The organism is Pseudoroseomonas cervicalis (assembly GCF_030818485.1).
GTDB lineage: Bacteria > Pseudomonadota > Alphaproteobacteria > Acetobacterales > Acetobacteraceae > Pseudoroseomonas > Pseudoroseomonas cervicalis_A.
On the sequence record NZ_JAUTAJ010000004.1, the window covers coordinates 785,001 to 809,749 of the forward strand.

The 24,749-nt window shown below is 68.7% G+C and carries 21 protein-coding genes, 3 tRNA genes and 3 rRNA genes (1 of these 27 only partly in view); 15 read left to right on the forward strand and 12 right to left on the reverse strand.

Going from position 1 to position 24,749, the window contains the following annotated elements:
• From QE401_RS07530 to QE401_RS07555, 6 genes are all read left to right on the forward strand, one after another.
• Positions 1 to 15: ribosomal RNA gene (locus tag QE401_RS07530) — 16S ribosomal RNA — on the forward strand (it extends 1,472 nt beyond the left edge of the window).
• 219 nt (positions 16 to 234) lie between these two features.
• Positions 235 to 308, forward strand: a tRNA-Ile gene (locus QE401_RS07535).
• Between the two features lie 37 nt (positions 309 to 345).
• Positions 346 to 417, forward strand: a tRNA-Ala gene (locus QE401_RS07540).
• A gap of 221 nt (positions 418 to 638) precedes the next feature.
• Positions 639 to 3,374 (forward strand): 23S ribosomal RNA (locus QE401_RS07545).
• A gap of 123 nt (positions 3,375 to 3,497) precedes the next feature.
• Positions 3,498 to 3,612 (forward strand): 5S ribosomal RNA (rrf, locus tag QE401_RS07550).
• Together the 16S, 23S and 5S rRNA genes with 3 tRNA genes alongside form the textbook arrangement of a ribosomal RNA operon.
• Positions 3,613 to 3,666: 54 nt before the next feature.
• Positions 3,667 to 3,740 (forward strand) — tRNA-Met (locus QE401_RS07555).
• A 35-nt stretch (positions 3,741 to 3,775) separates the two neighbouring features.
• On the opposite strand, the gene QE401_RS07560 is transcribed toward QE401_RS07555, so the two are convergent.
• The 10 genes from QE401_RS07560 to QE401_RS07605 form a co-directional block, all read right to left on the reverse strand.
• Entirely contained in the window at positions 3,776 to 4,012 is a 237-nt protein-coding gene (locus QE401_RS07560; protein ID WP_307137623.1) for a MerR family transcriptional regulator, read from the reverse strand.
• 168 nt (positions 4,013 to 4,180) lie between these two features.
• A complete protein-coding gene (locus tag QE401_RS07565) occupies positions 4,181 to 5,902 on the reverse strand; it encodes an ABC transporter ATP-binding protein (protein ID WP_307137624.1) in 1,722 nt (573 codons plus the stop codon).
• 246 nt (positions 5,903 to 6,148) lie between these two features.
• Positions 6,149 to 7,138, reverse strand: coding sequence for an MBL fold metallo-hydrolase (locus QE401_RS07570; RefSeq protein WP_307137625.1), 990 nt, complete (start codon positions 7,136 to 7,138; stop codon positions 6,149 to 6,151).
• A gap of 119 nt (positions 7,139 to 7,257) precedes the next feature.
• Positions 7,258 to 7,956: an EI24 domain-containing protein gene (locus tag QE401_RS07575; protein WP_307137626.1), complete on the reverse strand. Its 699-nt coding sequence runs from the start codon at positions 7,954 to 7,956 to the stop codon at positions 7,258 to 7,260.
• 113 nt (positions 7,957 to 8,069) lie between these two features.
• On the reverse strand, positions 8,070 to 9,308 hold the full coding sequence (locus QE401_RS07580) for an ABC transporter substrate-binding protein (protein WP_307137627.1): 1,239 nt from the start codon (positions 9,306 to 9,308) through the stop codon (positions 8,070 to 8,072).
• 124 nt (positions 9,309 to 9,432) lie between these two features.
• Positions 9,433 to 11,070, reverse strand: coding sequence for a long-chain-fatty-acid--CoA ligase (locus QE401_RS07585; RefSeq protein WP_307137628.1), 1,638 nt, complete (start codon positions 11,068 to 11,070; stop codon positions 9,433 to 9,435).
• Between the two features lie 59 nt (positions 11,071 to 11,129).
• Positions 11,130 to 12,500 carry an acyl-CoA dehydrogenase family protein gene (locus QE401_RS07590; protein ID WP_307137629.1) on the reverse strand — a complete coding sequence of 457 codons (1,371 nt, stop codon included), beginning with the start codon at positions 12,498 to 12,500 and terminating at the stop codon, positions 11,130 to 11,132.
• Positions 12,470 to 12,910 (reverse strand): acyl-CoA dehydrogenase family protein, encoded by a 441-nt coding sequence (locus QE401_RS07595; RefSeq protein ID WP_307137630.1) that lies wholly within the window; start codon positions 12,908 to 12,910, stop codon positions 12,470 to 12,472. The genes QE401_RS07590 and QE401_RS07595 overlap by 31 nt, the downstream gene beginning before the upstream one ends.
• A 19-nt stretch (positions 12,911 to 12,929) precedes the next feature.
• A complete protein-coding gene (locus tag QE401_RS07600; RefSeq protein WP_307137631.1) occupies positions 12,930 to 13,340 on the reverse strand; it encodes a MerR family transcriptional regulator in 411 nt (136 codons plus the stop codon).
• 42 nt (positions 13,341 to 13,382) lie between these two features.
• Positions 13,383 to 14,288 (reverse strand): LysR family transcriptional regulator, encoded by a 906-nt coding sequence (locus QE401_RS07605; protein WP_307137632.1) that lies wholly within the window; start codon positions 14,286 to 14,288, stop codon positions 13,383 to 13,385.
• A gap of 107 nt (positions 14,289 to 14,395) precedes the next feature.
• Here QE401_RS07605 and QE401_RS07610 point away from each other — a divergent pair, with 107 nt between their 5' ends.
• From QE401_RS07610 to QE401_RS07620, 3 genes are all read left to right on the forward strand, one after another.
• Complete coding sequence (locus QE401_RS07610) at positions 14,396 to 15,388, forward strand: Bug family tripartite tricarboxylate transporter substrate binding protein (protein WP_307137633.1); 993 nt, start codon at positions 14,396 to 14,398, stop codon at positions 15,386 to 15,388.
• 141 nt (positions 15,389 to 15,529) lie between these two features.
• Positions 15,530 to 16,900: an acyclic terpene utilization AtuA family protein gene (locus QE401_RS07615; protein WP_307137634.1), complete on the forward strand. Its 1,371-nt coding sequence runs from the start codon at positions 15,530 to 15,532 to the stop codon at positions 16,898 to 16,900.
• Positions 16,897 to 17,211 (forward strand): AtuA-related protein, encoded by a 315-nt coding sequence (locus tag QE401_RS07620; protein WP_307137635.1) that lies wholly within the window; start codon positions 16,897 to 16,899, stop codon positions 17,209 to 17,211. The genes QE401_RS07615 and QE401_RS07620 overlap by 4 nt, the downstream gene beginning before the upstream one ends.
• 46 nt (positions 17,212 to 17,257) lie before the next feature.
• Here QE401_RS07620 and leuD read toward each other — a convergent pair whose 3' ends face one another.
• The gene (gene leuD / locus QE401_RS07625) at positions 17,258 to 17,875 is read right to left on the reverse strand and encodes a 3-isopropylmalate dehydratase small subunit (RefSeq protein WP_307137636.1); all 618 of its coding nucleotides are present in this window, start codon (positions 17,873 to 17,875) and stop codon (positions 17,258 to 17,260) included.
• Positions 17,875 to 19,293, reverse strand: coding sequence for a 3-isopropylmalate dehydratase large subunit (leuC, locus tag QE401_RS07630; RefSeq protein ID WP_307137637.1), 1,419 nt, complete (start codon positions 19,291 to 19,293; stop codon positions 17,875 to 17,877). Before leuC ends, leuD begins: the two co-directional genes overlap by 1 nt.
• A gap of 130 nt (positions 19,294 to 19,423) precedes the next feature.
• Here leuC and QE401_RS07635 point away from each other — a divergent pair, with 130 nt between their 5' ends.
• Genes QE401_RS07635 through QE401_RS07660 form a run of 6 tightly spaced genes read left to right on the forward strand, consistent with a single transcriptional unit; the run spans position 19,424 to position 24,747 of the window.
• The gene (locus QE401_RS07635) at positions 19,424 to 20,254 is read left to right on the forward strand and encodes a GntR family transcriptional regulator (protein WP_307137638.1); all 831 of its coding nucleotides are present in this window, start codon (positions 19,424 to 19,426) and stop codon (positions 20,252 to 20,254) included.
• Positions 20,251 to 21,468: an ABC transporter substrate-binding protein gene (locus QE401_RS07640; RefSeq protein ID WP_307137639.1), complete on the forward strand. Its 1,218-nt coding sequence runs from the start codon at positions 20,251 to 20,253 to the stop codon at positions 21,466 to 21,468. The genes QE401_RS07635 and QE401_RS07640 overlap by 4 nt, the downstream gene beginning before the upstream one ends.
• Positions 21,469 to 21,478: 10 nt before the next feature.
• Positions 21,479 to 22,351 carry a branched-chain amino acid ABC transporter permease gene (locus QE401_RS07645; RefSeq protein ID WP_307137640.1) on the forward strand — a complete coding sequence of 291 codons (873 nt, stop codon included), beginning with the start codon at positions 21,479 to 21,481 and terminating at the stop codon, positions 22,349 to 22,351.
• Positions 22,348 to 23,304 carry a branched-chain amino acid ABC transporter permease gene (locus QE401_RS07650; RefSeq protein ID WP_307137641.1) on the forward strand — a complete coding sequence of 319 codons (957 nt, stop codon included), beginning with the start codon at positions 22,348 to 22,350 and terminating at the stop codon, positions 23,302 to 23,304. Before QE401_RS07645 ends, QE401_RS07650 begins: the two co-directional genes overlap by 4 nt.
• On the forward strand, positions 23,301 to 24,053 hold the full coding sequence (locus QE401_RS07655; RefSeq protein ID WP_307137642.1) for an ABC transporter ATP-binding protein: 753 nt from the start codon (positions 23,301 to 23,303) through the stop codon (positions 24,051 to 24,053). The genes QE401_RS07650 and QE401_RS07655 overlap by 4 nt, the downstream gene beginning before the upstream one ends.
• Entirely contained in the window at positions 24,046 to 24,747 is a 702-nt protein-coding gene (locus QE401_RS07660; RefSeq protein ID WP_307137643.1) for an ABC transporter ATP-binding protein, read from the forward strand. Before QE401_RS07655 ends, QE401_RS07660 begins: the two co-directional genes overlap by 8 nt.
• Positions 24,748 to 24,749: the final 2 nt, after the last annotated feature.

A 24,749-nucleotide genomic window follows, 5' to 3' on the forward strand; every position in this document is an offset into this window, starting at 1 on the left:
TGGATCACCTCCTTTCAAGGAAGCATCGCGAGGTGGAGAGGTCTCCTCTCCGGTTGCGAAGCTCCGATAAGATACCGTCTCCAAGATTTCGGCCCCGGTGGATGCCAGGGCCAGACGCCAATACTTGATCCAAGGTCACATCCGGCCGCGCCACATGCGAGAGCATGGAGCGCCGGCCGCGCATCCTTCCCCTGCGGCGAAAGCCGCGGCTTGGCGAAGCGGTTTGCTTGGTTTGGGCCAGTAGCTCAGTTGGTTAGAGCACACGCTTGATAAGCGTGGGGTCGGAGGTTCAAGTCCTCCCTGGCCCATACGGGCCAGCTCTAACGGCTGGTCTGGTCATCCCGTGGGGGCGTAGCTCAGCGGGAGAGCGCCTGCTTTGCAAGCAGGGGGTCGTCGGTTCGAATCCGATCGCCTCCAGGACAAGGATAAGCTTCCGGAAAACCCCATCACGATGAGCAATCATCGGGGTGATCCGCGCTGTTTTACAAGTGAATCTGATTTGGTGATATCGAGTGCCTGGCAAGGCTGACTTCCTTGTCAGGAGTGAGTGTCTCGGTGTTGCGTTGCTGTCCGATTGGACATGCAAGGGCGAGACGCGCTTTCGGGTGCGGCTTGGTCCTGCGTGCGGGCGGTGACGAGATGAGTATGAGAAGGGCGTTCAGTGGATGCCTTGGCACCAAGAGGCGATGAAGGACGTGGCACGCTGCGATAAGCCGCGGGGAGATGCGAGCGATCGTTGATCCGCGGATGTCCGAATGGGGCAACCCCTCCTTAGGGAGATCCCGGCCTGAATACATAGGGTCGGGAGGCGAACCCGGTGAACTGAAACATCTCAGTAGCCGGAGGAAAAGACATCAACAGAGATTCCCCGAGTAGTGGCGAGCGAAAGGGGACCAGGCCAGTGGTCTTTGCAAGTTCAGTCGAACAGTCTGGAAAGTCTGGCCAGAGCGGGTGATAGCCCCGTAGGCGAAAGACTTGCAAAGATCCTTGAGTAGGGCGGGGCACGTGAAACCCTGTCTGAACATAGGGGGACCACCCTCTAAGCCTAAATACTCCTTGGTGACCGATAGTGCACAAGTACCGTGAGGGAAAGGTGAAAAGCACCCCGACAAGGGGAGTGAAAGAGACCTGAAACCGAACGCCTACAAGCAGTCGGAGCTCCCTCGTGGAGTGACGGCGTACCTTTTGTATAATGGGTCCGCGAGTTTCTGTTTGCAGCAAGCTTAAGCCGTTAGGTGTAGGCGCAGCGAAAGCGAGTCCGAACAGGGCGCCGAGTTGCAGGCAGAAGACCCGAAACCGAGTGATCTAGCCATGGCCAGGCTGAAGGTGGGGTAACACCTACTGGAGGGCCGAACCCACGCCTGTTGAAAAAGTCGGGGATGAGCTGTGGCTAGGGGTGAAAGGCCAATCAAACTCGGAAATAGCTGGTTCTCCGCGAAATCTATTGAGGTAGATCGTCAGGCGAACACCGCCGGAGGTAGAGCACCGGAAGGGCTAGGGGGACCCAAAGTCCTACCAAACCCTACCGAACTCCGAATGCCGGTGAGTGCTACCTGGCAGACAGACAGTGGGTGCTAAGGTCCATTGTCGAGAGGGAAACAGCCCAGACCAACAGCTAAGGCCCCCAAATCGTGGCTAAGTGGGAAAGCATGTGAGACGGCCAAAACAACCAGGAGGTTGGCTTAGAAGCAGCCATCCTTTAAAGAAAGCGTAATAGCTCACTGGTCTAATAGCTGTCTTGCGGCGAAAATGTAACGGGGCTCAAGCCACGTGCCGAAGCTTTGGGTGCTCGTAAGAGCGCGGTAGCGGAGCGTTCCGTAAGCCTGCGAAGGTGAACCGTGAGGTTTGCTGGAGGTATCGGAAGTGCGAATGCGGACATGAGTAGCGACAAAGAGGGTGAGAACCCCTCTCGCCGAAAGTCCAAGGGTTCCTGCGCAAGGCCAATCCGCGCAGGGTGAGCCGGCCCCTAAGGCGAGGGCGACAGCCGTAGCCGATGGAAACCAGGTGAATATTCCTGGGCCTGTCAGAAGTGACGAGTGTGAAACGTTGTCTCTCCTTATCGGATTGGAGAGGCTGCCAGATCACTCCAGGAAATAGCTCTGACATATAGACCGTACCCGAAACCGACACAGGTGGACTGGTTGAGTATACCGAGGCGCTTGAGAGAACCATGCTGAAGGAACTAGGCAAATTACTCGCGTAACTTCGGGATAAGCGAGACCCACCATTGGGCAACCAGCGGTGGGTGGCACAGACCAGGGGGTGGCGACTGTTTAGTAAAAACACAGGGCTCTGCGAAATCGAGAGATGACGTATAGGGTCTGACGCCTGCCCGGTGCCGGAAGGTTAAGGGGAGGAGTGCAAGCTCCGAACCGAAGCCCCGGTAAACGGCGGCCGTAACTATAACGGTCCTAAGGTAGCGAAATTCCTTGTCGGGTAAGTTCCGACCTGCACGAATGGCGTAACGACCTCCCCACTGTCTCCAGCATGGGCTCAGCGAAATTGAATTCCCCGTGAAGATGCGGGGTACCCGTGGTCAGACGGAAAGACCCTATGAACCTTTACTGCAACTTCGCAGTGGTGCCAGGAAGGGGCTGTGTAGGATAGGTGGGAGGCTATGAAACCGGGGCGCCAGCTTCGGCGGAGCCATCCTTGAAATACCACCCTGCGCCTTTCTGGCATCTAACTGAGCCCCGTATAGCCGGGGCCAGGACCCTGCGTGGCGGGCAGTTTGACTGGGGCGGTCGCCTCCCAAATGGTAACGGAGGCGCGCGATGGTGGGCTCAAGCCGGTCGGACATCGGCTGTTGAGTGCAAAGGCATAAGCCCGCCTGACTGTGAGCGCGACAGCGCGAACAGAGACGAAAGTCGGCCTTAGTGATCCGGTGGTCCCGCGTGGAAGGGCCATCGCTCAACGGATAAAAGGTACTCTAGGGATAACAGGCTGATCTCCCCCAAGAGTCCACATCGACGGGGAGGTTTGGCACCTCGATGTCGGCTCATCGCATCCCGGGGCTGGAGCAGGTCCCAAGGGTTCGGCTGTTCGCCGATTAAAGCGGTACGTGAGCTGGGTTTAGAACGTCGTGAGACAGTTCGGTCCCTATCTGCCATGGGTGTTGGAGACTTGCGAGGATCTGTCCCTAGTACGAGAGGACCGGGATGGACGTACCTCTGGTGCACCAGTTGTTCCGCCAGGAGCATCGCTGGGTAGCTAAGTACGGAACGGATAACCGCTGAAGGCATCTAAGCGGGAAACCAGCCTCTAAACGAGGTCTCCCCAAGGGCCGTGGAAGACCACCACGTCGATAGGCCGCATGTATACGCCTGGTAACAGGCTCAGCTAAGCGGTCCTAATAGCCCAAACGATCTCATCTCTCCCATCGCTGTCGGCCTCAAAACCGACACCGCACGCAGCACCAATCCGCACTCACACTCACTCACATCACCAAATCAGACACACCATCCGTTCACACCCAAAAAGAAGATCCGGCTTGGTGGCCTGGTGGCCATCGCGGGGTTGATACACCCGATCCCATCCCGAACTCGGCCGTGAAACACCCCAGCGCCCATGGTACTTCGCCTCAAGGCGCGGGAGAGTAGGTCGCCGCCAGGCCACCAAGCCGGACCTTCTTTTTGGTTTCCACCATGAACGGAACAAACCCACCACCGCGGGGTGGAGCAGCCCGGTAGCTCGTCAGGCTCATAACCTGAAGGTCACAGGTTCAAATCCTGTCCCCGCATCCCACACCCCCATGGCACTCGCCCTGGGGGTTTCGTCATTCCAGATCCCCCCGCAGCGACGCCAGCGCCGCGGCCCGCGCCTCCGGCGGCAGACCCTCCAGCACCGCTCGCAAGGCCGCGCGTAGACCATGCAACTGGTCCAGCAGCCGCAGCGCCACATCCACACCCGCGGCATTCACCCCAAGCTCCTCCGTCAGATCCCGGATCAGCGCCACACGCGCCAGCTCCGCCACAGGCCGCTCCGCCTCCGACGACAGCCAGCCCTCCGACACCCAAAGCTCCAGCGTCGGCCCGATGAGGCGCGCTACAGAGCCCAGAGCTGCCGGCCGTCACGGCTGCACGGACACCATCCAACAAGCAGCCAAGGCATAGAAAAGCCGGCCCGAAGGCCGGCCTGAGGCGTTTCAGACAGGGCAGCCACCGCTAGCCTCCAAGCTCTCTCACGCCGTCACCCCATACTGCACCGAATGCAGCCGCTGATAGAGCCCGGGCTGCGCCACCAGCTCCTCATGCCGGCCGCGCGCCACGATGCCGCTCTGGTCCACCACCACGATGCTGTCGGCATCGCGGATCGTCGCCAGGCGGTGGGCGATGACCAGCGTGGTACGGCCCTCGGCCAGCTCCGTCAGGCTCTGCTGGATGGCGCGCTCGGTTTCGGTGTCGAGGGCGGAGGTCGCCTCGTCCAGGATCAGGATGGGTGGGTTCTTCAGGAAGATGCGGGCGATGGCCAGGCGCTGCTTCTGCCCGCCCGAGAGCTTCACGCCCCGCTCGCCGATCACCGTGTCCAGCCCGTCCGGCAGGTTGGCGATGACGCCGTCCAGCCGGGCGCGGCGCGCCGCGTCCAGGATATCGGCCTCGCTGGCGCCGAGGCGGCCATAGGCAATGTTCTCGCGCAGCGTGCCGGCAAACAGGAAGACATCCTGCTGCACGATGCCGATCTGCGCCCGCAGCGAGGCCAGCGTCATCCGCCGGATGTCGATGCCATCAATGGTGATGCGCCCGCCCGTGACCTCGTAGAAGCGCGGCAGCAGCGAGCAGAGCGTGGTCTTGCCGGCGCCGGAGGGCCCGACAAAGGCCACCGTCTCCCCGGCGCGGATGGCCAGATCCACCCCGTCCAGCACCGGGCGGCCGGTGCCATAGCCGAAGCTCACCTGCTCATAGCGGATGTCGCCGCGCAGGGCGGGGGCAGGGATGGCGTCCGGCGCGTCCGTGATGTCGGGGGCGGTGTCCAGCAACTCGGCATAGCGGCGGAAGCCCGCGATGCCCTTGGGATAGGTCTCGATCACCGCGCTGATCTTCTCGATCGGGCGGAAGAACACGCCGACCAGCAGCAGGAAGCCCACAAAGGCGCCGTTCGACAGCTGGCCCTGCAGCACGAAATAGCTGCCGGCGATCATGACGATCATCTGCGTCAGCCGCATGCCCAGATAGTTCAGAGACATGCTGGCGGCCATGATCTTGTAGGCCTCCAGCTTGGTCTGGCGGTAGCGGGCATTGTCGCGGGCGAAGAGCGTGCGCTCGTGATCCTCATTGCCGAAGGCCTTGACCACGCGGATGCCGCCCACCGCCTCCTCGATGCGGGCGTTGAAGGCGCCGACGCGGCCATAGATCTCCCGCCAGGTGCGCGTCATATGCGCGCCGTAATGCGCCGAGGCCCAGGTGATGGCCGGCACCACCACCGCCGTCATCAGCGCCAGCGGCCAGTGCACCGTGAACATCAGGGCGAAGGCGCCGATCAGCGTCATCACCGCCAGGAACAGATCCTCCGGCCCGTGATGCGCGACCTCGCCGATCTCCTCCAGGTCGCGCGTCACCCGGGCCACCAAATGGCCCGTCTTCTGGTTGTCGTAGAATCTGAAAGAAAGCTTCTGCAGATGGTCGAAGGCCTTCCGCCGCATCTCCGTCTCGATATTGATGCCCAGCGCATGGCCCCAATAGGTGACGATGGCGTTCAGCCCGGTATTCACCAGATAGACCACCAGCAGCCCGGCGGCCGCCAGCAGGATCAGCGACCAGTTCTGGCTCGGCAGCAGATTGTCCACGAACAGCTTCACCGCGATCGGGAAGCTCAGCTCCAGCAGGCCGGCCAGGATGGCGCAGGAGAAGTCGAGCAGGAACAGCCCCTTATGGGGCCGGTAATAGGCAAAGAAGCGCCGTAGCATGGGGGAGGGATCCGGCCAGTGAAGACACGCCGGTGCAAACCGCACCGACGCGGTCCGGTATCCTCCTGTGGAAAACATCGGTCAAATTATTCTTTCGCGCGGCCCCAGCCGGGCGGAGAGGCGGGACGCTGCACTCACGCCAGCGTTCCGGTCTGCCACAGGGCACAGCTCCTGCAAGCCTGGGCCGGAGTATCCCCGGCCCAGTATCGCCCCTCTCGTCCCGGCCCTGACCGGCAGCCGAGAGAATCAGAGGGTGGAGAGGTTCATGGGTTCCTGGATCCAGGCGTAACCCTCGCCCTCCTTCGCCACATGGCCGAGGCCCGGCCAGGGGAAGTGGTAGGACAGGATGGCGTGCTTGTCGGTGGCCAGCCGGTCCAGCATGCGGCTGCGGGTCTGGGCGGATTGCTTCGGGTCGGTGTCGAAGGAGAATTCCCACATCGGCTTGCGCAGCAGCAGCACATGGTGATGCGCCAGGTCGCCGGTGTTCACCATCACCTGGTTGCCGGAGCTGATGGCATAGCAATGATGCCCGACCGTATGGCCCGGCGCGGCCAGGGCGGTGATGCCGCTCACCACCTCCTGCTCGTCCCGCACCATGATCATGCGGTCGCGATAGGCGGACAGGTTCTTCTTCGCGCCCTCGATGAAGGACGTCATGAAGGCCGGGCCGCGCTTGTTGGCATCATCCGTCCAGAAGCGCAGATCGGCCTCCGACACCGCCACCTGGGCGTTGGGGAAGACCTTGTTGCCCTGCGCATCCACCAGCCCCCAGCAATGGTCGCAATGGGCATGGGTCAGGATGACCAGGTCGATCTGCTCCGGGCTGATGCCGGCGGCGCGCAGATTGGCCAGCGCCTTGCCCGTGGTCGGGCCGAACATCTGGCTGTCCGCCCCCATGCTGTCGCCCATGCCGGTGTCGAACAGGATCAGCTGCCGCCCCGTGTTCAGCACCAGGATGTTCTGCTCGAGCGTCGCCTCGTCCGTCGGCAGGAAATTGCTGCTCATCAGCCGGGCGATCTCCTCCGGCGGCGAGGCCGGGAAGGCCGGCGCTGGCTTGCCCAGCGGCAGCCGCCCGTCGGAGATCACCGTGGCCTCGTATTCGCCGAAGCGGAAACGGTGCCAGGCCGGCGGCAGCGCGTTGCGGAAGGGGGCGGCGGCTTCGGCCGGGCGCGGCAGCTGGCTGGCGGCCGCCAGCGCGGCCGCGCCGCCCAGCAGACCGCGGCGGGTCATGCTCATCATGGACTTGTCCTTCCCCGTCTGTGATGCGGGTTCCCGCGCCACGCCGGATCGGCGCAGCGCGGCGTGAGCGCAGCACATCTCTCCGCCGCTTCGCAATCCACGGCCGGGTGAATGGATCAGATGTTAGCCGGCCGGCCCCCGGCCTGGCCCCAGGCCTGGCCCCGGTGCAGCAGATGCGTCATCGCCGCGGTGCCCAGCACCGGCACCAGCAGATTGAACAGCGGCACCGCCGCCAGCGCCGCCAGCGCCATGCCGACGGCGATGATCTGCGCCCGCTGCCGCCGGCGCAGGGCGCGGGACTGCACGACATCGACGCGCCGCTGCGCCACCCCGTCGAACAGCCCATAGCCGAGCGAGACGGCGGCGACGGCGAAATACAGCACCACCCCGATCGGCGGCAGCAGCAGCGCCAGCGGCAGGATCAACAGGCTGAGCAGCAGCAGCCGCAGCGACAGCCCGATGCCGGCCGAGACCTGCGCCGCCAGCGAGGCCCCCTCGGCCGGCGGCAGGCTGGGGTAGAAGCGCCGCTCCACCGCCTCCGCCACCTCGTCCAGGAACAGGCTGGTGATGCCGAGCAGCACCGGCACGAACAGCCACACGGCCGAGACCAGCACCAGCGCGCCACCCAGCAGCCCGGCCAGCGTCGCCAGCCAGCCCTCGCCCCCGGCCAGCGCGCCCACCCCCCAATCGGCCAGGAAGGCCAGGCCGGCAAAGGCCAGCAGGGCAATGCCCAACCCCTTCAGCAGGGGGCCGCGGAAGCCGGGATCGGTCAGCTGCTGCAAGGGAAGCGTCAGGGCGGCAAGCACGGCCTGCATGGGCAAGGGGTCTCCGGAAAGGAGACCCTCATATAAGCGTCCGGGGGAATGAATTCCCCCGGGCCCCCTTCTTCTTCCTGTCAGGGCCGGCCGCCGCTGGCGGCCGGCAGGCATCAGGTGCGGGTGAGGGCGCAGCCGCCTTCCGAGACGGGGCGGAAGGCCTGCTCGGGCGCGGTGGTCTCGACCAGCTTGTAGTAGTCGAAGGGCGCGCGGCTCTCCTGCGGGGATTTCACCTCGAACAGGTAGGAGGGGTGCAGCTTGCGGCCATCGGCGCGGATGCTGCCGGCGCCGAAGGCATCGTCATCCGTGGGCATCGCCTTCATGCGCTCCACCACCGCGCGGCCGGAGCGGCGCGCCTGCTCGACACCCAGATTGGCCACCGCCTTCAGGTAGTGCAGCGTGCCGGCATAGCAGCCGGCATGGATCATCCCCATCGGCAGCCCGGCCGGCATGCGCGGCGTGACGCGGCGGGCGAAGGCGCGGGTGCGGTCGTTCAGGTCCCAGTAGAAGCTCTCGGTCAGCAGCAGCCCTTGGGCGTTCTCCAGGCCCAGCCCGTGCACATCGGCGATGGCCATCAGCAGCGTCGCCATCTTGGCGCGGCGGGTCAGGCCGAACTCCCGCGCCTGCTTCACCGCGTTCACCGTATCCGCGCCCGCATTGGCGAGGCCCACGATCTTCGCCCGGCTGGCCTGGGCCTGCACCAGGTAGGAGGAGAAATCGGTGGTGGAGGGGAAGGGGTAGCGCGCGCTGCCCAGCACCTTGCCGCCGGCCTCCTCGACGAAGCGGGTGGTGTCGCGCTGCAGGTGGTGGCCAAAGGTGTAGTCGGCGGTGATGAAGTACCAGCTGTCGCCGCCCGCCCGGGTCAGCGCGCCACCGGTCGATTTGGCCAGCATGTAGGTGTCATAGGTCCAGTGCACCGTGTTGGGGTTGCACTGGGCGCCGTGCAGGTCGGTGGTGGCGGCGCCGGAATTGACGAAGACACGGTCCTTGTCGCGGGTGACATCGGCCACGGCCAGCGCCACGGAGGAGGTCGGCACGTCGACGATCATGTCCACCCCGTCCTGGTCGTACCAGCGGCGGGCGATGGTGGAGCCGGTGTCGGCGCGGTTCTGATGGTCGCCCTGCAGCACCTCGACGGTGATGCCGGGGTTGGCGGCCATGAATTCGGCCGCCGCCTGCTGGGTGCAGGCGACGCTTCCGGGCCCCGTCGGGTCGCGATAGGGCCCGGACATGTCGGTCAGCACGCCGATGCGGATCGGCCGGCTGCCCTGGGCGCGCCCGCTGCGCGGGGCGGCCAGCAGCGCCGCCCCCGTACCCGCCAGCAGCGTACGACGCGGAAGAATGAGGCTCATGCGTTGATCTCCCTGCCGGGCCTCTGACGGGCCCTGTGTGGATGCCGAAGCCGGCCGCCAGCGGCGGCCGGCCCCGGAAGAAAAAAGAAGGGGGCCCGGGGGAATTCATTCCCCCGTTCTTCCGTCAGTCGCCGGCGGCTGCGCTCGCCGGCGCGGCGTAAAGCTCCCGGATCTTCGACTTCAGCAGCTTGCCGGTGGCCGTGTGCGGCAGTTCCTCGACGATGCGGATGTCGTCGGGGATGCACCAGCGCGCCACGCGCCCCTCGAAATGCGCGCGCATTTCTTCCCGTGTCAGTTCGGCACCGGGCCGCAGCACGATGACCAGCAGCGGCCGTTCCCCCCATTTCGGATCCGGCCGCGCCACGGCGGCGGCTTCCTGCACGGCGGGATGGGCGACGGCGATGTTCTCCAGCTCGATGGAGCTGATCCATTCGCCGCCCGATTTGATGACGTCCTTGGTGCGGTCGACGATGGCGACATAGCCATCGGCGTCCATGGTCGCGACATCGCCGGTGTCGAACCAGCCGGGCTCGGCATGGGCGGGGCCGGGCGGCGTGTCGTGATAGGCGGCGGCGACCCAGGGGCCGCGCACCAGCAGCCGGCCGAAGGCGGTGCCGTCGCGCGGCACCTCGGCGCCGTCGGCGCCCTGGATGCGGAACTCCATGCCGAAGAGCGGCCGCCCCTGCCTGGCGGCCAGCGCCTGGCGCTCCGCCTCCGGCAGCCCGGCATGCCGCGCCTTGGGCGAATTGGCCAGGCCCACCGGGCTGGTCTCGGTCATGCCCCAGGCGTGCAGGACGGAGATGCCGCGCGCCTCGAAGCGCTGGATCACCACGGGCGGGCAGGCGGAGCCGCCGATGGCGACGCGCTGCAGCCGGCCCGTGCCGGCCTGGTTGGCGTCCAGCCAGTCCAGCATCGCCATCCAGATGGTGGGCACGCCGGCGGAGAAGGTGACGCCCTCGGTGGTGATCAGCTCCTGCAGCGAGGCGCCGTCCAGCTTCGGCCCCGGCAGCACCAGCCTGGCGCCGACGATGGGCGCGGCATAGGGGATGCCCCAGGCATTGACGTGGAACATCGGCACCACCGGCATCACCACCGAGCTGGCGCCGAGGGCGAAGACATCCGGCAGGCAGCAGGCCATGGCGTGCAGGATGCAGGAGCGGTGGCTGTAGAGCGCGCCCTTCGGCATGCCGGTGGTGCCGGAGGTGTAGCAGAGGCCGCAGGCCTCGTTCTCATCCAGCAGCGGCCAGTCGAATTCTGCCGGCTGGGCGGCGAGCAGATCCTCGTAGCAGAGCAGCGGCGGCAGCCCCTCGGGCTGGGGCGGCATATGCGCGGCATCCGTCATCAGGATGATGGCGCGCACCTCGCCCAGCCGCCCGGCCAGCCCCTGCAGCAGCGGCACGAAGGTGAGATCGACGCAGAGCACCGCATCCCGCGCGTGCTGGATGATGCCGGCGATCTGGTCGGGGAAGAGGCGCGGATTGATGGTGTGGCAGACCATGCCGGCGCCGCCGGCGGCGTAGTAGATCTCCAGATGCCGGTGGGTGTTCCAGGCGAGGGTGCCAACGCGGTCGCCAGGGCCCAGGCCGAGCGCCAGCAGCGCGCGGGCCAGGCGCTGGCTGCGCGCATGCAGCTCGGCATAATTGGTGCGGTGGATCGGCCCCTCGACGCTGCGGGAGACGATCTCGGTCTCGCCGTGATAGGTCGCGGCGTGGCGCAGCACGGCGCTGACCAGCAGCGGCACATCCATCATCAGCCCACGCATCCCAGTTCCTCCCTGTTGTTCCGGCCGGTTTTCCGGCTCGTGACGCGGCCCCGCAGCGGCTAGTAGGCCTCCTCCCGCAGCGCCAGCAGCGGCGCGGCGCCCTCGGCGATGGCGAGGTCCAGCGCCACGCATTGCGGCAGCAGGCGGCGCAGGAAGAACTGCGCCACGGCGAGATGGTCGCGGTGGCGGGGCAGGGCGGCCCCGCCCAGCGAGAGGGCGTGCAGCGCCATGCGCAGCCACATCCAGCCCAGCGCCACCAGGGCGAGGAAGCGCAGATACTCCGCCGCCGCCGCGCCGGCCTCCACCGGATCGCCAGCGCGGGCCTGCAGCCGCTCGGTCGCCGCCTCCAGCCGCTCCAGCGCGGCGGCGAGCGGCGCGGTGTAGTCCGCCGCGCCGGGGATGGCGGCGCCGGCCTCGATGCTGCTGCGGATCAGCGCGAAGAAGCGGAAGGGCAGGCGGCCCTCCTCCATGCCGATCTTGCGGGTGACCAGGTCCATGGCCTGCACGCCATTGGTGCCCTCATAGATCTGGGCGATGCGGGCATCGCGGACCAGCTGCTCCATCCCCCATTCGCGCACATAGCCATGGCCGCCAAAGACCTGCTGGGCGAGCACGGTGGCTTCGAAGCCGAGATCGGTGAAGCTCGCCTTGATCACCGGGGTGAGCAGGGCGATCAGCCCCTCCGACGCCGCGCGCTCGGCCGGGTCGGGGTGGCGCGCGGTCTTCTCCATCTCCATCGCCATCCACAGCGCCAGGGCGCGCGCCGCGCCGGTGAAGCCGCGGATGGTCAGCAGCATGCGTCGCACATCGGGATGGCCCAGGATGGGCTGCGGGCCCTGCGCCTCGGCGGCGGCGAGCGGCGCGCGGCCCTGCAGCCGGTCGCGGGCGTAGCGGGCGGCGCCCTGATAGGCGGCCTCGGCGATGCCCAGCCCCTGCAGGCCGACGAAGAGCCGCTCGGTGTTCATCATGGTGAACATCACGGCCAGGCCGCGATGCGGTTCGCCGATCAGCCAGCCCGTGGCGCCGTCGTAATTCATGACGCAGGTGGGCGAGGCATGGATGCCCATCTTGTGCTCCAGCGCCCCGGCCGAGAGGCCATTGCGCGCGCCCGGCCGGCCTTCGGCATCCGGCAGGTATTTCGGCACCAAGGCGAGGCTGATGCCGCGCACCCCGGGCGGGGCGTCCGGCAGGCGCACCAGCACCAGATGCACGATGTTCTCCGCCGCCTCGTGGTCGCCGCCGGTGATGAAGATCTTGCTGCCGGTGACGCGCAGCGTGCCATCCGGCTGCGGTTCGGCGCGGGTGCGCAGCAGGCCGAGATCGGTGCCCGCATGGGCTTCCGTCAGCGCCATGGCGCCGGCCCAGGCGCCGCTGACCAGCTTCGGCAGATAGGTGGATTTCAGCGGTGCGGGGGCGAAGCGCTCGACCATCTCGGCGCCGCGCCGCGGGTCAGGCCGGGCAGCAGGCCGAAGGCGAAATTGGCCGAGGACAGCATCTCGTCCAGCGCGATCTGCGCCACGCGCGGCAGGCCCTGGCCGCCCCATTCGACGGGCTGCGCCAGCCCGCCCCAGCCGCCGGCGACGAAATCGGCATAGGCCTCGGCGAAGCCCTGCGGCAGGCGGACCACGCCATTCTCCAGCCGGCAGCCCTCCGCGTCGCCGCTGGCGTTCAGTGGCGCCAGGCGCTGGGCGGCGAAGCGGCCGGCCTCCTCCAGCACGTCGCGCAGCAGCGGCAGCGGGTCGCCCTCGGCGCCGGGCAGGGCGGCCAGCGCCGGGCCGGCCTGCAGCACCTCCTCCAGCAGCGCCATCATCTCCTCGACCGGCGGGGTGTAGGCGGGCATCGCTTTCTCCTCGATAGGGTCAGGCAGCGGGCACCGATTCGGGCGCGCAATGGCGCAGCCGCGCCTCGGCATCGCCGCGCATGCCCTCCAGCTCCTGGATGGTCTCGTCCAGCTCGCGCCGCATCTGGCGCAGCTCGGCCAGCCGCTCCTCGATGCGGCGCAGCCCCAGCCGGTACTGCGCGGCATTGGGCTGCCCGGCGCGGTACTGCGCCAGGTATTCGGCGATCTGGTCGAGGGAGAAACCGAGGCGGCGGAATTTCTGGATCAGGCGCAGCCGCGCATGGTCGCGGTAATCATAGACCCGCACGCCGCCGACGCGGCGGGGCGCCAGCAGGCCGCGCTCCTCATAGAAGCGCAGCGCCTGCGCGGTCAGGCCGAATTCGCGCGCCAGCGCGGAGACGGACCATTGCCTTGCCCTGTCTGCCACCACGACGTGTCTCTCCCTGGAACCGATCTCGGCATGGGAGCCCCCTCAAGTCAACTTGAGAGTGGGCGCCTCGGCCAGCAGCGCTTCCACCAGCGCCTCCGCCGCCGGGGAGAGGGCGGCGCCCTGGCGTTGCAGCAGCAGGATGCGGCGGCGCAGCAAGGGGCTGTCGACCGGGCGGGTCTGCAGCTCCGGCGCCGCGCGCAGATCCATCGCACTTTCCGGCAGGATGGCGATGCCGAGCCCGGCCCGCGCCAGCGCCACCGCCGTCGACATGTAGGTCGCCTCATAGGCCGGGCGCGGCGCCGGCAGGCCGGCTTCGGCGAAGGCGGCCTCGGCCAAAGCGCGCAGGCTGCTTTCCGGGTCGGTCAGCATCAGGGGCTGGTCGGACAAAGCGGCGAGCGGCAGCAGCGCCTGGGCCGCCAGCGGGTGGCCCGGCGGCAGGACGGCGACCAGCGCATCCTCGAACAGCAGCCGCGCCGCCAGCTCCGGCTCCGGCCCCGCGGCATGGCCGATGCCGAGATCGACCTCCCCCGCCTTGACCAGGGCGCCCACCCGCCGCGCCACCGCGTCGCGCAGCATCACCCGGATGCCGGGATGCGCCGCGCGCAGCCGTGCCAGCACCGGCGGCAGCAGCGTCGCCGCGACCGAGGGCAGCACCGCCAGATGCACCACGCCGGCGCGCCGCGCCGCCTCGTCCCGCGCGCTGTCCACCACGGCGTCGAGATCGGCCAGCACGCGCTGGAAGGCCTGCGCCAGCGCCGCCCCGGCCCGGGTCGGCCGGGCGCCGCGCGCGGTGCGGTCGAACAGGGTGACGCCGAGGCCCTGTTCCAGTTCGCGGATCTGCAGGGTCAGCGCGGGCTGCGACACATGCAGCCGCAGCGCCGCCTGGCCGAAGCTGCCGGTCTCCGCCGCCGCCACCAGGGCGCGCAGCTGGCGCAGGGAAGGGGTCATCAGGAATCCCTATGGCTTGCCCCGGAAAAACTCAATGGACTGATGGGTCGGGCTGCGGCCTGATGCCATGAAACGGGGCCGCCCGAGCCCCCGCCGAGGAGACGGACATGCACCCCACCCATCTGAAGCGCCGCGCCCTGCTGGGCGGTGCGCTGCTCGCCGCCCCCATGCTCGCCCCGCGCGCCACGTGGGCGCAGGAGAACTGGCCGACGCGGCCGATCCGCGTGGTGGTGCCCTTCGGCGCCGGCACCAGCACCGACATCATGACGCGGCTCGTCTCCACGCGGATGAGCCAGATCCTGGGCCAGCCCCTGGTGGTGGAGAACCGGGCCGGGGCCGGTGGCGTGGTGGGCAGCGACGGCGTCGCCAAATCCGCCCCGGATGGCTACACGCTGTGCATGGGCAGCATCGCCTCGCATTCGGTGAATGTCTCGCTGATGCCGAACATGCCCTATGACGTGCTGCGCGATTTCACGCCGATCTCGCTGGTGACCAACGCGCCGAATTTGCTGGTCATCTCGCCGCGCATCCCGGCGCGCACCCTGCCGGAGTTCATCGCCTGGGCGAAGCAGCAGGGGCAGGGGGTCAGCTACGCCTCGGCCGGCAATGGCACCTCCAGCCATCTGGCGGGCGAACTGCTGAAGCTGCGCACCGGCGCGCCCTTCGAGCATGTGCCCTATCGCAGCGGCTCCCAGGCGGTGACCGATGTGGTGGCGGGCAATGTGCCGATGATCATCTACCAGGTGACGGCGGTGCTGCCTTTCGTGCGTGAGGGCACGCTGCGCGCGCTGGCCGCGACCTCCGCCCAGCGGCTGCAGCTGACGCCCGAGATTCCGACGGCGATGGAGCAGGGCATCGCGGATTTCGACGTCTCCGCCTGGCATGGGCTGTTCGCCCCGGCGCGGCTGCCGGAGCCGCTGCGCGACCGGATCTATGCCGCGCTGCGCGAGGCGCTGTTTGCCCCCGAGCTGAAGCAGCAGCTGCTGGACCAGGGGCTGGAGCCGGTGGCGATGCCGCCAGCCGAGTTCCGCCCCTGGCTGGAGCGGGATATCGCCAAATGGCGGGAGGTGGTGCGGGTGTCGGGCGCCAAGGCTGATTAAGGACAGAGTTCTTTTTTGTAAAAAAGAACCAAAAAACTTTTGTCAGTTGGCGTCCCGCTGATGGCCTGAGGCGGAACGCCAAACTGAAAGAAGTCTTTTTGCTTCTTTTTCTTCAGAAAAAGAAGATAGCTGGAGTCTCTCATGGACATTCTCCGCATCGGCTGCGGCTCAGGCTTCTCAGGCGACCGGCTGGACGCCCCGATCCCGGTGGTGGAGGCACTGATCGCCGCCGGCGGCCCCGCCGCGCTGATGCTGGAGGTGCTGGGCGAGCGCACCCTGGCCCTGGCCCAGCGCGAACGCCTGCACAAGCCTGACGCTGGTTTCGAACCCGCTCTGGTGGAATTGCTGCGCCCGATCCTGGCGCGCTGCGTGGCGCATGGCATTCCCATCGTCACCAATGGCGGCGCCGCCAACCCGCGCGGCGCGACCCGGGCCGTGCTGGCCCTGGCCCGCGAGCTGGGCCTCTCCACCCTGCGCATCGGTGTGGTGGAGGGCGACGACATCCGCGGCACCCCGGCGCTCTCGGGCCTCGACCCGTGGGAGGGCGATGCGGGCGCCGTGCTGCGGCCGGAGGAGGTGATCGCCGCCAATGTCTATCTCGGCGCGGCGCCGATCGCGGATGCGCTGCGCCAGGGCGCGGACATCGTCATCACCGGCCGCTGCTCCGACCCGGCGCTCGCGCTCGGCCCGATGCTGGCGCGCTTCGGCTGGGGCGAGGAGGATTGGGACCGCCTGGCCGCCGGCACCATGGCCGGGCATCTGCTGGAATGCGGCGCGCAGGTCACGGGCGGCTATTTCGCCGACCCGGGCGTGAAGGACGTGCCCGGCATGGCCGATCTCGGCTTCCCCATCGCCGAGATCGGCGCGGATGGCAGCGTGCTGATCACCAAGCCTGCCGGCACCGGCGGCGTGGTCGACCGCCGCACCGTGACCGAGCAGTTGCTGTACGAACTGCACGACCCCGCCGGCTATCTGACGCCCGATGTGGTGCTGGACATCACCGGCGTGACCATCACCGAGGAAGCGCCGGACCGTGTGCGGCTCTCCGGCGCCCGCGGCCGCCCGCGCCCGCCGACGCTGAAGGCCACCGTCAGCCTGCCCGGCGGCTGGCTGGGGGAGGGCGAGATCTCCTATGCCGGCCCCAATGCCCGCGCCCGCGCCGAGCTCGCCGGCCGCACTTTGACGCAGCGGCTGGAGAAGCTGGGCCTGGCCGCCCGCGCCCGGCTGGACCTGATCGGCGTGGTGAGTGTCTTCGGCGGCGATGCCGGCGTGCCGGCGGGGCTGGAGGATGCCACGCCGCCCGACCTCCGCCTGCGCCTGGCGGTGGCGACCGCGACGCGGGAGGAGGCGGAGCAGGCGGTGCGCGAGGTGCTCTCCCTCTATTGCTGCGGCCCGGCCGGGGGCGGTGGCGTGCGCAGCCGCGTCACCGACCGCATCCGCACCCTGTCCTTCCTGGTGCCGCGCGAGCGCCTCTCGCCCACCGTCTCGCTCCTGACCCTGGAGGATGCATGATCGCGCTGCACCGCCTGGCCCATGCCCGCGCCGGGGACAAGGGCAACCGGCTGAACCTCTCCCTGATCGCGCATGATCCGGCGCAATTTGCGCATCTGGCGCGGGAGGTGACGGAGGCGAAGGTGCTGGCCCTCTTCGCGCATCGCGGCGCGACCTCGGTCCGGCGTTACGATCTGCCAGGGCTCGGCGCCTTCAACTTCGTGGTCGAGGATGTGCTGCAGGGCGGCGTCAACGGCGCGCTGAACCTCGACGGGCATGGGAAGACACTGTCCTTCCTGCTGCTGTCGATGGAAATTCCAGAGCCAGAGTAAGAAAGCGGCGGGGGAAAAGTATTCCCCCGCGCCCCCTTCCTTTTTGTCAGTTTTTGGCCGGCAACTGCGCCCAGGGGCGGAGCTGCGCATCGCGCGTGGCGAAATCGGCGATCGCCTCCGCATGACTCAACGTCAGGTCGAGGTCGTTCCAGCCATTCAGCAGCTTCACCCGCCACACCGGGTCGATGCTGAAGCCGAAGCGCAACTCGCCCGCGGCGACCGTGCAGGCCTCCAGATCCACCGTCACGCTGCGGCCGCCATCCCGCAGCCACGCCAGAAGGGCTTCGATCTCCCCCTCGGCCAGCCGCGCCGGCAGCAGGCCGTTGTTCACGGCATTGCTCGAAAAAATATCGCCGAAGCTGGGCGCCAGCACGCAGCGGAAGCCGCCATCCACCAGCGCATACACCGCCGCCTCGCGCGAGGAACCGCTGCCGAAATTGCGCCGCGCCACCAGGATCTCCGCCCCCGCGCGCTCCGGCGCGTCGATCGGCGAATCGCCGCGTACCGCGCCATCCTCGGCGAAGCGCAGATCGTACAGAAGGAACTGGCCATAGCCCTCGCTGCGCGGCCGCTTCATGAAGCGCGCGGGAATCAGCTGGTCCGTGTCCACATTGGCCAGCGGCAGTGGACAGGCGGTGGCGTCGAGCCGGGTGAAGGGGCGCATCAGGACCTTCCCTCCAGCATCGGCCGCACATCGGCGATATGGCCGGTCAGCGCCGCGGCGGCGGCCATGGCGGGCGACATCAGATGCGTGCGCGCGCCCTTGCCCTGCCTTCCCTTGAAATTGCGGTTGGTGGTCGAGGCGCAGCGCTCCCCCGCCGGCACCAGATCGCCATTCATGCCGACGCACATGGAGCAGCCGGATTCCACCCATTCCAGCCCGGCCGCGCGGAAGATGCGGTCCAGCCCTTCCTGCTCCGCCTGCTGTTTCACCAGGGTCGAGCCCGGCGAGACCAGCCCCGGCACCACCGCCCGCCGCCCGGCCAGCACGGCGGCGGCGGCGCGCAGATCCTCGATCCGGCTGTTGGTGCAGGAGCCGATGAAGACCCGGTCCACCGCGATCTCCTCCAGCCTCTGGCCCGGCCGCAGGCCCATATACTCCAGCGCGTCGCGGATCTGCGCGGCCTTCGCCGGGTCGGTCGCGCGGTCGGGGTCGGGCAGCGCGGCCGTCACCGGCAGCGCATCCTCCGGGCTGACGCCCCAGGTGACGGTGGGCGCGATCTCCGCCGCGTCCAGCGCCACCTCGCGGTCGAATGCGGCATCCGCATCGCTGGGCAGGGCGAGCCAGGCCTCGGCGGCGGCATCGAAGGCGGCACCCTGCGGCGCGTGCGGCCGGCCGCGCAGGAAGGCGATTGTGGTCTCATCCGGCGCCACCATGCCGCAGCGCGCGCCGCTCTCGATGGCGAGGTTGCACAGCGTCAGCCGCCCCTCCATCGACAAGCCGCGCACGGCGCTGCCGGCATATTCCACCGCATGGCCCTGCGCCCCATCGGCGCCGATGCGCGCGATGATCGACAGTGCCAGATCCTTGGCGGACACCCCCGCGCGCAGCGCGCCATCGGTGCGGATGCGCATGCGCTTCGGCCGCTTCTGCCACAGCGTCTGCGTCATCAGCACATGCGCGACCTCCGAGGCGCCGATGCCGAAGGCCAGCGCGCCGAAGGCGCCATGGGTGGAGGTGTGGCTGTCGCCGCAGACGATGGTCAGCCCCGGCAGGGTCAGCCCCTGTTCCGGCCCCACCACATGCACGATGCCCTGGCGCGGATCATGCAGCCCGAAAATCCGCATCCCATGCTGCGCCGCATTCGCCTCCAGCCCCGACACCATGCCGGCGATGCCCGCATCCGGGATGCTGCGCCCGGGCGTGCGCGTCGGCACGTAATGGTCGGCGATGCCGATATTCAGCTCCGGCCGCGCCACGCGCGCTTGGCGGGCGCGCAGCTGGGCGAAGGCGTGGTGCGAGCCCTCATGGAAGAAATGCCGGTCGATCCAGAGCAGGCTCTGCCCATCCTCGCGCGTGAGCACGACATGCGCATCCCACACCTTGTCGAACAGCGCGCGCGGCGCGCGGCCTTCCGGCATCGTCCATTCTCCGCTTCGTCCCATCGGCACGATGCCGCAGGAAAATCGTTGACGCAATGCTCCTGTCTCGTAGGCTAGACAGCATCCGGTCTGGAAAACCAGACAGGAATAGGACAGGAGGTCATGTCGCGTGGACGCCGCCGTCGAACCCTTCAAGGCGCGCCGGGTCTATCTGCTGCTGCGGGACCGCATTGCCGGCGGCACCCTGGCGGTGGGCGCGCGCCTGCCGGGCGAGCCGGACCTGGCGGCCGAGCATGGCGTCTCCCGCGTCACCATCCGCCGCGCGCTGGACCAGCTGGCGGCCGAGGGGCTGGTCGAGCGCCGCGCCGGCGTCGGCACCTTCGTCCGCGGCGGCGCGCTGCTGGCGCCGACCATCGTCGATTTCTCCGACGTCTTCTCGCATCTGAAGGAGATGGGCCGGCGCACCGAGGTGCGGCTGCTCTCCTTCGGTTATGCCCAGCCGCCGGCGCATGTCGCCGCGGCGCTGGGCCTGGCGCCGGCGGACCGCGCGCAGCGTGCGGTGCGCATGCGTCTGATGAACGGCGCACCCTTCTCGCATCTGACCACCCATGTGCCGGAGCGCATCGGCCAGACCTATTCCGAGGCCGAGCTCGCCTCGCAGCCGCTGCTGACGCTGCTGGAGCGCAGCGGCCTGCGTGTGGCCCGCGCCCGGCAGAGCATCGGCGCCACGCTGGCCGGGCCGGAGGTCGCGGAATTGCTGCAGCTCGAGATCGGCGCGCCTTTGCTCTCGCTCACCCGCCTGGTCGAGGATGAGGAGGGCAGGGCGGTCGAGCATCTGCACGCCCTCTACCGGCCCGACCGCTTCAATTTCCAGATGCAGCTGCAGCGCACGGGGGCCGATGGCGCCCGCCGCTGGAGCCCCTTGCCGCCCCGTGCGGCCAATACCGAAGAAACCGCCACGTCACGGTCCCCGCGCAGCAAGAGGAACTCGTCATCATGACCATGCCCCGCCTGACCATCACGCGCCGTGGCGCGCTGCGCGCCGGCGCGCTGCTGCCGGCGCTGGCCATGCCCGGCCTGCTGCGCGCGCAGCCCGCCGCGGTGAAGCTCGGCATCCTGCAGCCGCTGACCGGCGCGCTGGCGCAGGATGGCGATCTCGGCCGGCTCGGCGCCACTTTGGCGGCGGAGGCGATCAATGCCTCGGGCGGGCTGAAGGCGCTGGGCGGCGCCAAGCTCGAACTCGTCGTGGCCGATGCGCGCTCCAACCCCGAAGCCGCGGTGCAGGAGGTCGAGAAGCTGCAGGCCGAGGGTGTCGCCGCCATCGTCGGCGGCTTCGCCAGCCCGATCTGCCTGGCCGCCAGCCAGGCCGCCTCGCGCTACGATTTGCCCTATATCGTCGATGTCGGCGTTTCCGACCAGATCACCGCGCGCGGCCTGCGCAACACCTTCCGCTTCGCCCCCGGCTTCGGCATGGTGACGAAGACGGCGCTGGAGAACCTGGTCCGCCTCAACGACGCCGCCGGCAAGCCCTGCAAGACGGTGGTGCTGGTGCATGAGGATGGGCTGTTCGGCTCCGGCCTCGCCCGGCTGCTGCAGACCGAGCTGCCCAAGCTCGGCTTCGAGGTGCTGGAGACCATCGCCCATCCGACGCCGGCGCGCGACATGTCGAATGTGGCGCTGCGCATCCGTTCGCTGCGCCCGGACCTCGTCATCCCGTCCAGCTACTATGGCGAATTCGTGCTGCTGGCCCGCACCATGCGGCAGCAGCGCATCCGCCCCAAGGGCATCTACGCCGTGCTGAACGGCGCCGCCTCCAACTACCGCTTCGTCAAGGAGTTCCCGGACGCGGCCGATGCGGTGATGGATTGCAACCACTGGCACGATCCGCGCAGCGAGGAAGCCCGCGCGCTGAAGACGCAGGTGGAGCAGGGCAGCCGCCTCTGGGCCTACAACGTGCCGCTGAACTATTCCTGCGTGAAGCTGGTGGCCGATGCGCTGGAGAAGGCGGGCGGCGCCGACCGCGTGAAGCTGATCGAGGCGCTGGCCGCCTCGAACTTCGCCGGCCACATCATGCCCTATGGCCCGACGAAGTTCGAGAACGGCCAGAACACCGGCGCCGGCCCGGTCAACACCCAGGTGCAGGGCGGCGACATCAAGGTGATCTTCCCCGACACCTTCGCCGACGCCCGCCCCGTCTTCCCCGTGCAGGGCTGACCGCGGGACCATGTACTCTCCCGCCATCGTGGCCGAGGCCATGGTGAACGGGCTGATGACCGGGGCGGCCTACGCCCTGGTCGCGCTCGGCCTCACCCTGGTCTATGGCGTCCTCCACATCGTCAACTTCGCCCATGGCGCGCTGCTGACCTGCGCCATGTTCGCCGTGCTGGGCATGGAGCTGCTGCTGGGCATCGGCCCCTACGCCTCCATCCTGCCGCTGGCGCTGCTCTTCTACGGGCTGGGCTACGCGCTGCAGCGCTATGTCATCGGCCCCTCCAGCCATGGCGAGGACCGCAACACCCTGCTGGTGACGCTGGGCCTGTCCATCATCCTGGAGAATGCCCTGCTCGCCGCCTTCCGGTCCGACACGCGCAGCCTGACGGGCGAGGCCGGCTTCGATGTGGTGGAGCTGGGGCCGATGCTGCTGTCGCGCCCGCGCATGATCGGCTTCGCCGTGGCGCTGCTGGTGGCAGCGCTGCTCTGGCTGCTGCTGGCGCGCAGCGACACCGGCCGCGCCATCCGCGCGGTGGCGAAGGAGCGTTTCGGCGCGCAGCTGGTCGGCATCGACCCGCGCCACATCTTCGCCGTCACCTTCGGCATCGGCTGCGCCTGCCTGGCGGTCGCCGCCTGCCTGCTGCTGCCGACCTTCTACGTCAATCCGCGCGTCGGCAATGCCTTCGTGCTGGTGGCCTTCACCATCGTGGTCCTCGGCGGCATGGGATCGGTGGCCGGCGCGCTGGTGGGCGGGCTGTTCATCGGCGTGGTGGAAAGCCTGGGCGGGCTGTTCCTGGGTGAGAGCCTGGGCCAGCTCGGCATCTTCGTGATCTTCATCCTCGTGCTGCTGCTGCGGCCCACCGGCCTGTTCGGGGCCCGCGCATGAAGCCGCGCGACCTGATCCCGCTGCTGCTGCTGCTCGGCGCCCTGGCGCTGACGCCGCTCTTCGCCAGCAACCTGCTGCTGAACTTCCTCGTCTCGGCGCTGATCATCGCGCTCGGCGCGCAGGGCTGGAATGTGCTCGGCGGCTATGGCGGCCAGCTCTCCTTCGGCCATGCCGCGCTGTTCGGCACCGGCGCCTATGCCACCGCCATCCTGCAGACCAAGCTGGGGCTGAATGCCTGGGTGGGCTTCGCCGCCGGCGTGGCGCTGGCCGCGCTGGCCGGCTGGGTGATCGGCTTCCTCAGCTTCCGCGCCCGGCTGCGCGGCTCCTATTTCGCGCTGGTGACGCTGGCCTTCGCCGAGGTGCTGCGCATCCTGGCCAATGCCGCGGACTTCACCGGTGGTGCCGCCGGCCTGCTCATCAAGCTGCAGCCGGGCCTGGCCAACCTGCAATTCGCCACCCGCGCCGAGGCGCTCTGGGTGGTGCTGGCCTGCATCCTGGCCGTGGCACTCCTGACGCTGTGGATCGATCGCGGCCGCTTCGGCGCGCATCTGGTCGCGGTGCGCGAGAATGAGGATGCGGCGCGTGCCCTCGGCGTCGATGTGCTGGCCACCAAGCTGCGCGCCATCACCCTCTCCGGCGCCATCACCGGCGCGGCGGGCTGCCTCTATGCGCAGAATTTTCTCTATCTCGATGCCAACATCGCCTATGGCACCTGGATCTCGGTCGAGCTGCTGATCGCCGCCATCGTCGGCGGGCTCGGCACCGTGCTCGGCCCGGTCATCGGCGCGCTGGCGCTGCATGGCGTGGGCGAGATCACCAAGGGGCTGCTGGGCTGGCTGACCGGCATCGATCTGGTGCTGTTCGGCATCATCCTGATCGGCGCCGTGGCCTTCGTGCCGGCGGGGCTCGTCGGCGCGCTGCGCCGCCTGTGGCCGGGGAGGGCGCTGCCATGACGCTGCTGGTCGTGGAAGGGCTGAGCAAGCGCTTCGGCGGGCTGCTCGCCGTCGACAACGCTTCGATGTCGGTGCCGGAAGGCTCGATCACCGGGCTGATCGGGCCGAATGGCGCCGGCAAGACCACGCTCTTCGCCCTGGCCTCGGGTTTCCTGGCGCCGAGCGCCGGCCGCGTGGCCTTCGCCGGCGAGGATGTGACGGCGGAGGAGCCGCATTTGCGCGCCCGCCGTGGCATCGCCCGCACCTTCCAGATCGTGCAGCCCTTCCAGGGGCTGACGGTGCGGGAGAACATCGCCGTTGGCGCCTATCTGCGCCACAAGCGGCGCGACGACGCGCTGCAGATGGCCGAGACGGTGGCGCAGGAGGTCGGCCTCGCCCCGCTGCTGGACCGCCCCGCCGCCGCGCTGACGGTCGCCGGCCGCAAGCGGTTGGAACTGGCCCGCGCGCTGGCCACCGAGCCCGGCCTGCTGCTGCTGGACGAGGTGCTGGCCGGCCTCAACCCTTCCGAGGTGCGCGACATCCTGCCGGTGCTGCGCGCCATCCGCGCGCGCGGCGTCACCATCCTGATGATCGAGCATGTGATGCAGGCGGTGATGAATCTCTGCGACCATGTGCATGTCCTGGCCCAGGGGCGGATGATCGCCGAGGGGCCGCCGCGCGCCGTCTGCAACGACCCCGCCGTCATCGAGGCCTATCTCGGCCATGGCGCGGCGGCGCGCATCCGGGCGGAGGGCGAATCCCATGCTTGAGGTCAGTGGCCTGCGCGCCGGCTATGGCGCGGTGGAGGTGCTGCGCGGCCTCGACATGCAGGTGGGGCAGGGCGAGATCGTCGCCGTGCTGGGCGCCAATGGCGTCGGCAAGACGACGCTGAACAAGGTGCTCTCCGGCGTGCTGCGGCCGAGCGCGGGGGAGATCCGCTTCGACGGCACGCGCATCGGCCGCGCCACGCCGGATGCCATCGTCGCCGCCGGGCTGATCCATGTGCCCGAGGGTCGCCGCATCTTCCCCACCATGAGCGTGCGGGAGAATCTCGAGCTTGGTTCCTATCGCCGCGGCAAGCCGCGCCGTGCGCGCAACCTCGAGCACGTCTTCGAGGTGTTCCCGCGCCTGCGCGAGCGCATGGGCCAGGCCGCCGGCACCCTGTCCGGCGGCGAGCAGCAGATGCTGGCCATCGGACGCGGCATGATGGCCGAGCCGAAGCTGTTGATCCTCGACGAACCCTCGCTCGGCCTGTCGCCGCTGCTGGTCGAGGAGATGTTCACCCTGATCCGCCGGCTGAATGCCGACGGCCTGCCCATCCTGCTGGTCGAGCAGAATGTGGTGCAGTCGCTGGAGATCGCCTCGCGCGCCTACATCCTGGAAAACGGCTGCTTCGCCCTGTCGGGCAGCGCCGCCGAGGTGCGCGACGATCCCGAGCTGCGCCGCGCCTATCTCGGCATGTGAGG

Coding starts and splice junctions, on each gene's coding strand:
- QE401_RS07565 (WP_307137624.1), bottom strand. CDS start 5,902: ATGCTACGGCGCTTCTTTGCCTATTACCGGCCCCATAAGGGGCTGTTC.
- QE401_RS07570 (WP_307137625.1), bottom strand. CDS start 7,138: ATGAGCATGACCCGCCGCGGTCTGCTGGGCGGCGCGGCCGCGCTGGCG.
- QE401_RS07575 (WP_307137626.1), bottom strand. CDS start 7,956: ATGCAGGCCGTGCTTGCCGCCCTGACGCTTCCCTTGCAGCAGCTGACC.
- QE401_RS07580 (WP_307137627.1), bottom strand. CDS start 9,308: ATGAGCCTCATTCTTCCGCGTCGTACGCTGCTGGCGGGTACGGGGGCG.
- QE401_RS07585 (WP_307137628.1), bottom strand. CDS start 11,070: ATGCGTGGGCTGATGATGGATGTGCCGCTGCTGGTCAGCGCCGTGCTG.
- QE401_RS07590 (WP_307137629.1), bottom strand. CDS start 12,500: ATGGTCGAGCGCTTCGCCCCCGCACCGCTGAAATCCACCTATCTGCCG.
- QE401_RS07595 (WP_307137630.1), bottom strand. CDS start 12,910: ATGCCCGCCTACACCCCGCCGGTCGAGGAGATGATGGCGCTGCTGGAG.
- QE401_RS07605 (WP_307137632.1), bottom strand. CDS start 14,288: ATGACCCCTTCCCTGCGCCAGCTGCGCGCCCTGGTGGCGGCGGCGGAG.
- QE401_RS07610 (WP_307137633.1), top strand. CDS start 14,396: ATGCACCCCACCCATCTGAAGCGCCGCGCCCTGCTGGGCGGTGCGCTG.
- QE401_RS07615 (WP_307137634.1), top strand. CDS start 15,530: ATGGACATTCTCCGCATCGGCTGCGGCTCAGGCTTCTCAGGCGACCGG.
- QE401_RS07620 (WP_307137635.1), top strand. CDS start 16,897: ATGATCGCGCTGCACCGCCTGGCCCATGCCCGCGCCGGGGACAAGGGC.
- leuD (WP_307137636.1), bottom strand. CDS start 17,875: ATGCGCCCCTTCACCCGGCTCGACGCCACCGCCTGTCCACTGCCGCTG.
- leuC (WP_307137637.1), bottom strand. CDS start 19,293: ATGCCGGAAGGCCGCGCGCCGCGCGCGCTGTTCGACAAGGTGTGGGAT.
- QE401_RS07640 (WP_307137639.1), top strand. CDS start 20,251: ATGACCATGCCCCGCCTGACCATCACGCGCCGTGGCGCGCTGCGCGCC.
- QE401_RS07645 (WP_307137640.1), top strand. CDS start 21,479: ATGTACTCTCCCGCCATCGTGGCCGAGGCCATGGTGAACGGGCTGATG.
- QE401_RS07650 (WP_307137641.1), top strand. CDS start 22,348: ATGAAGCCGCGCGACCTGATCCCGCTGCTGCTGCTGCTCGGCGCCCTG.
- QE401_RS07655 (WP_307137642.1), top strand. CDS start 23,301: ATGACGCTGCTGGTCGTGGAAGGGCTGAGCAAGCGCTTCGGCGGGCTG.
- QE401_RS07660 (WP_307137643.1), top strand. CDS start 24,046: ATGCTTGAGGTCAGTGGCCTGCGCGCCGGCTATGGCGCGGTGGAGGTG.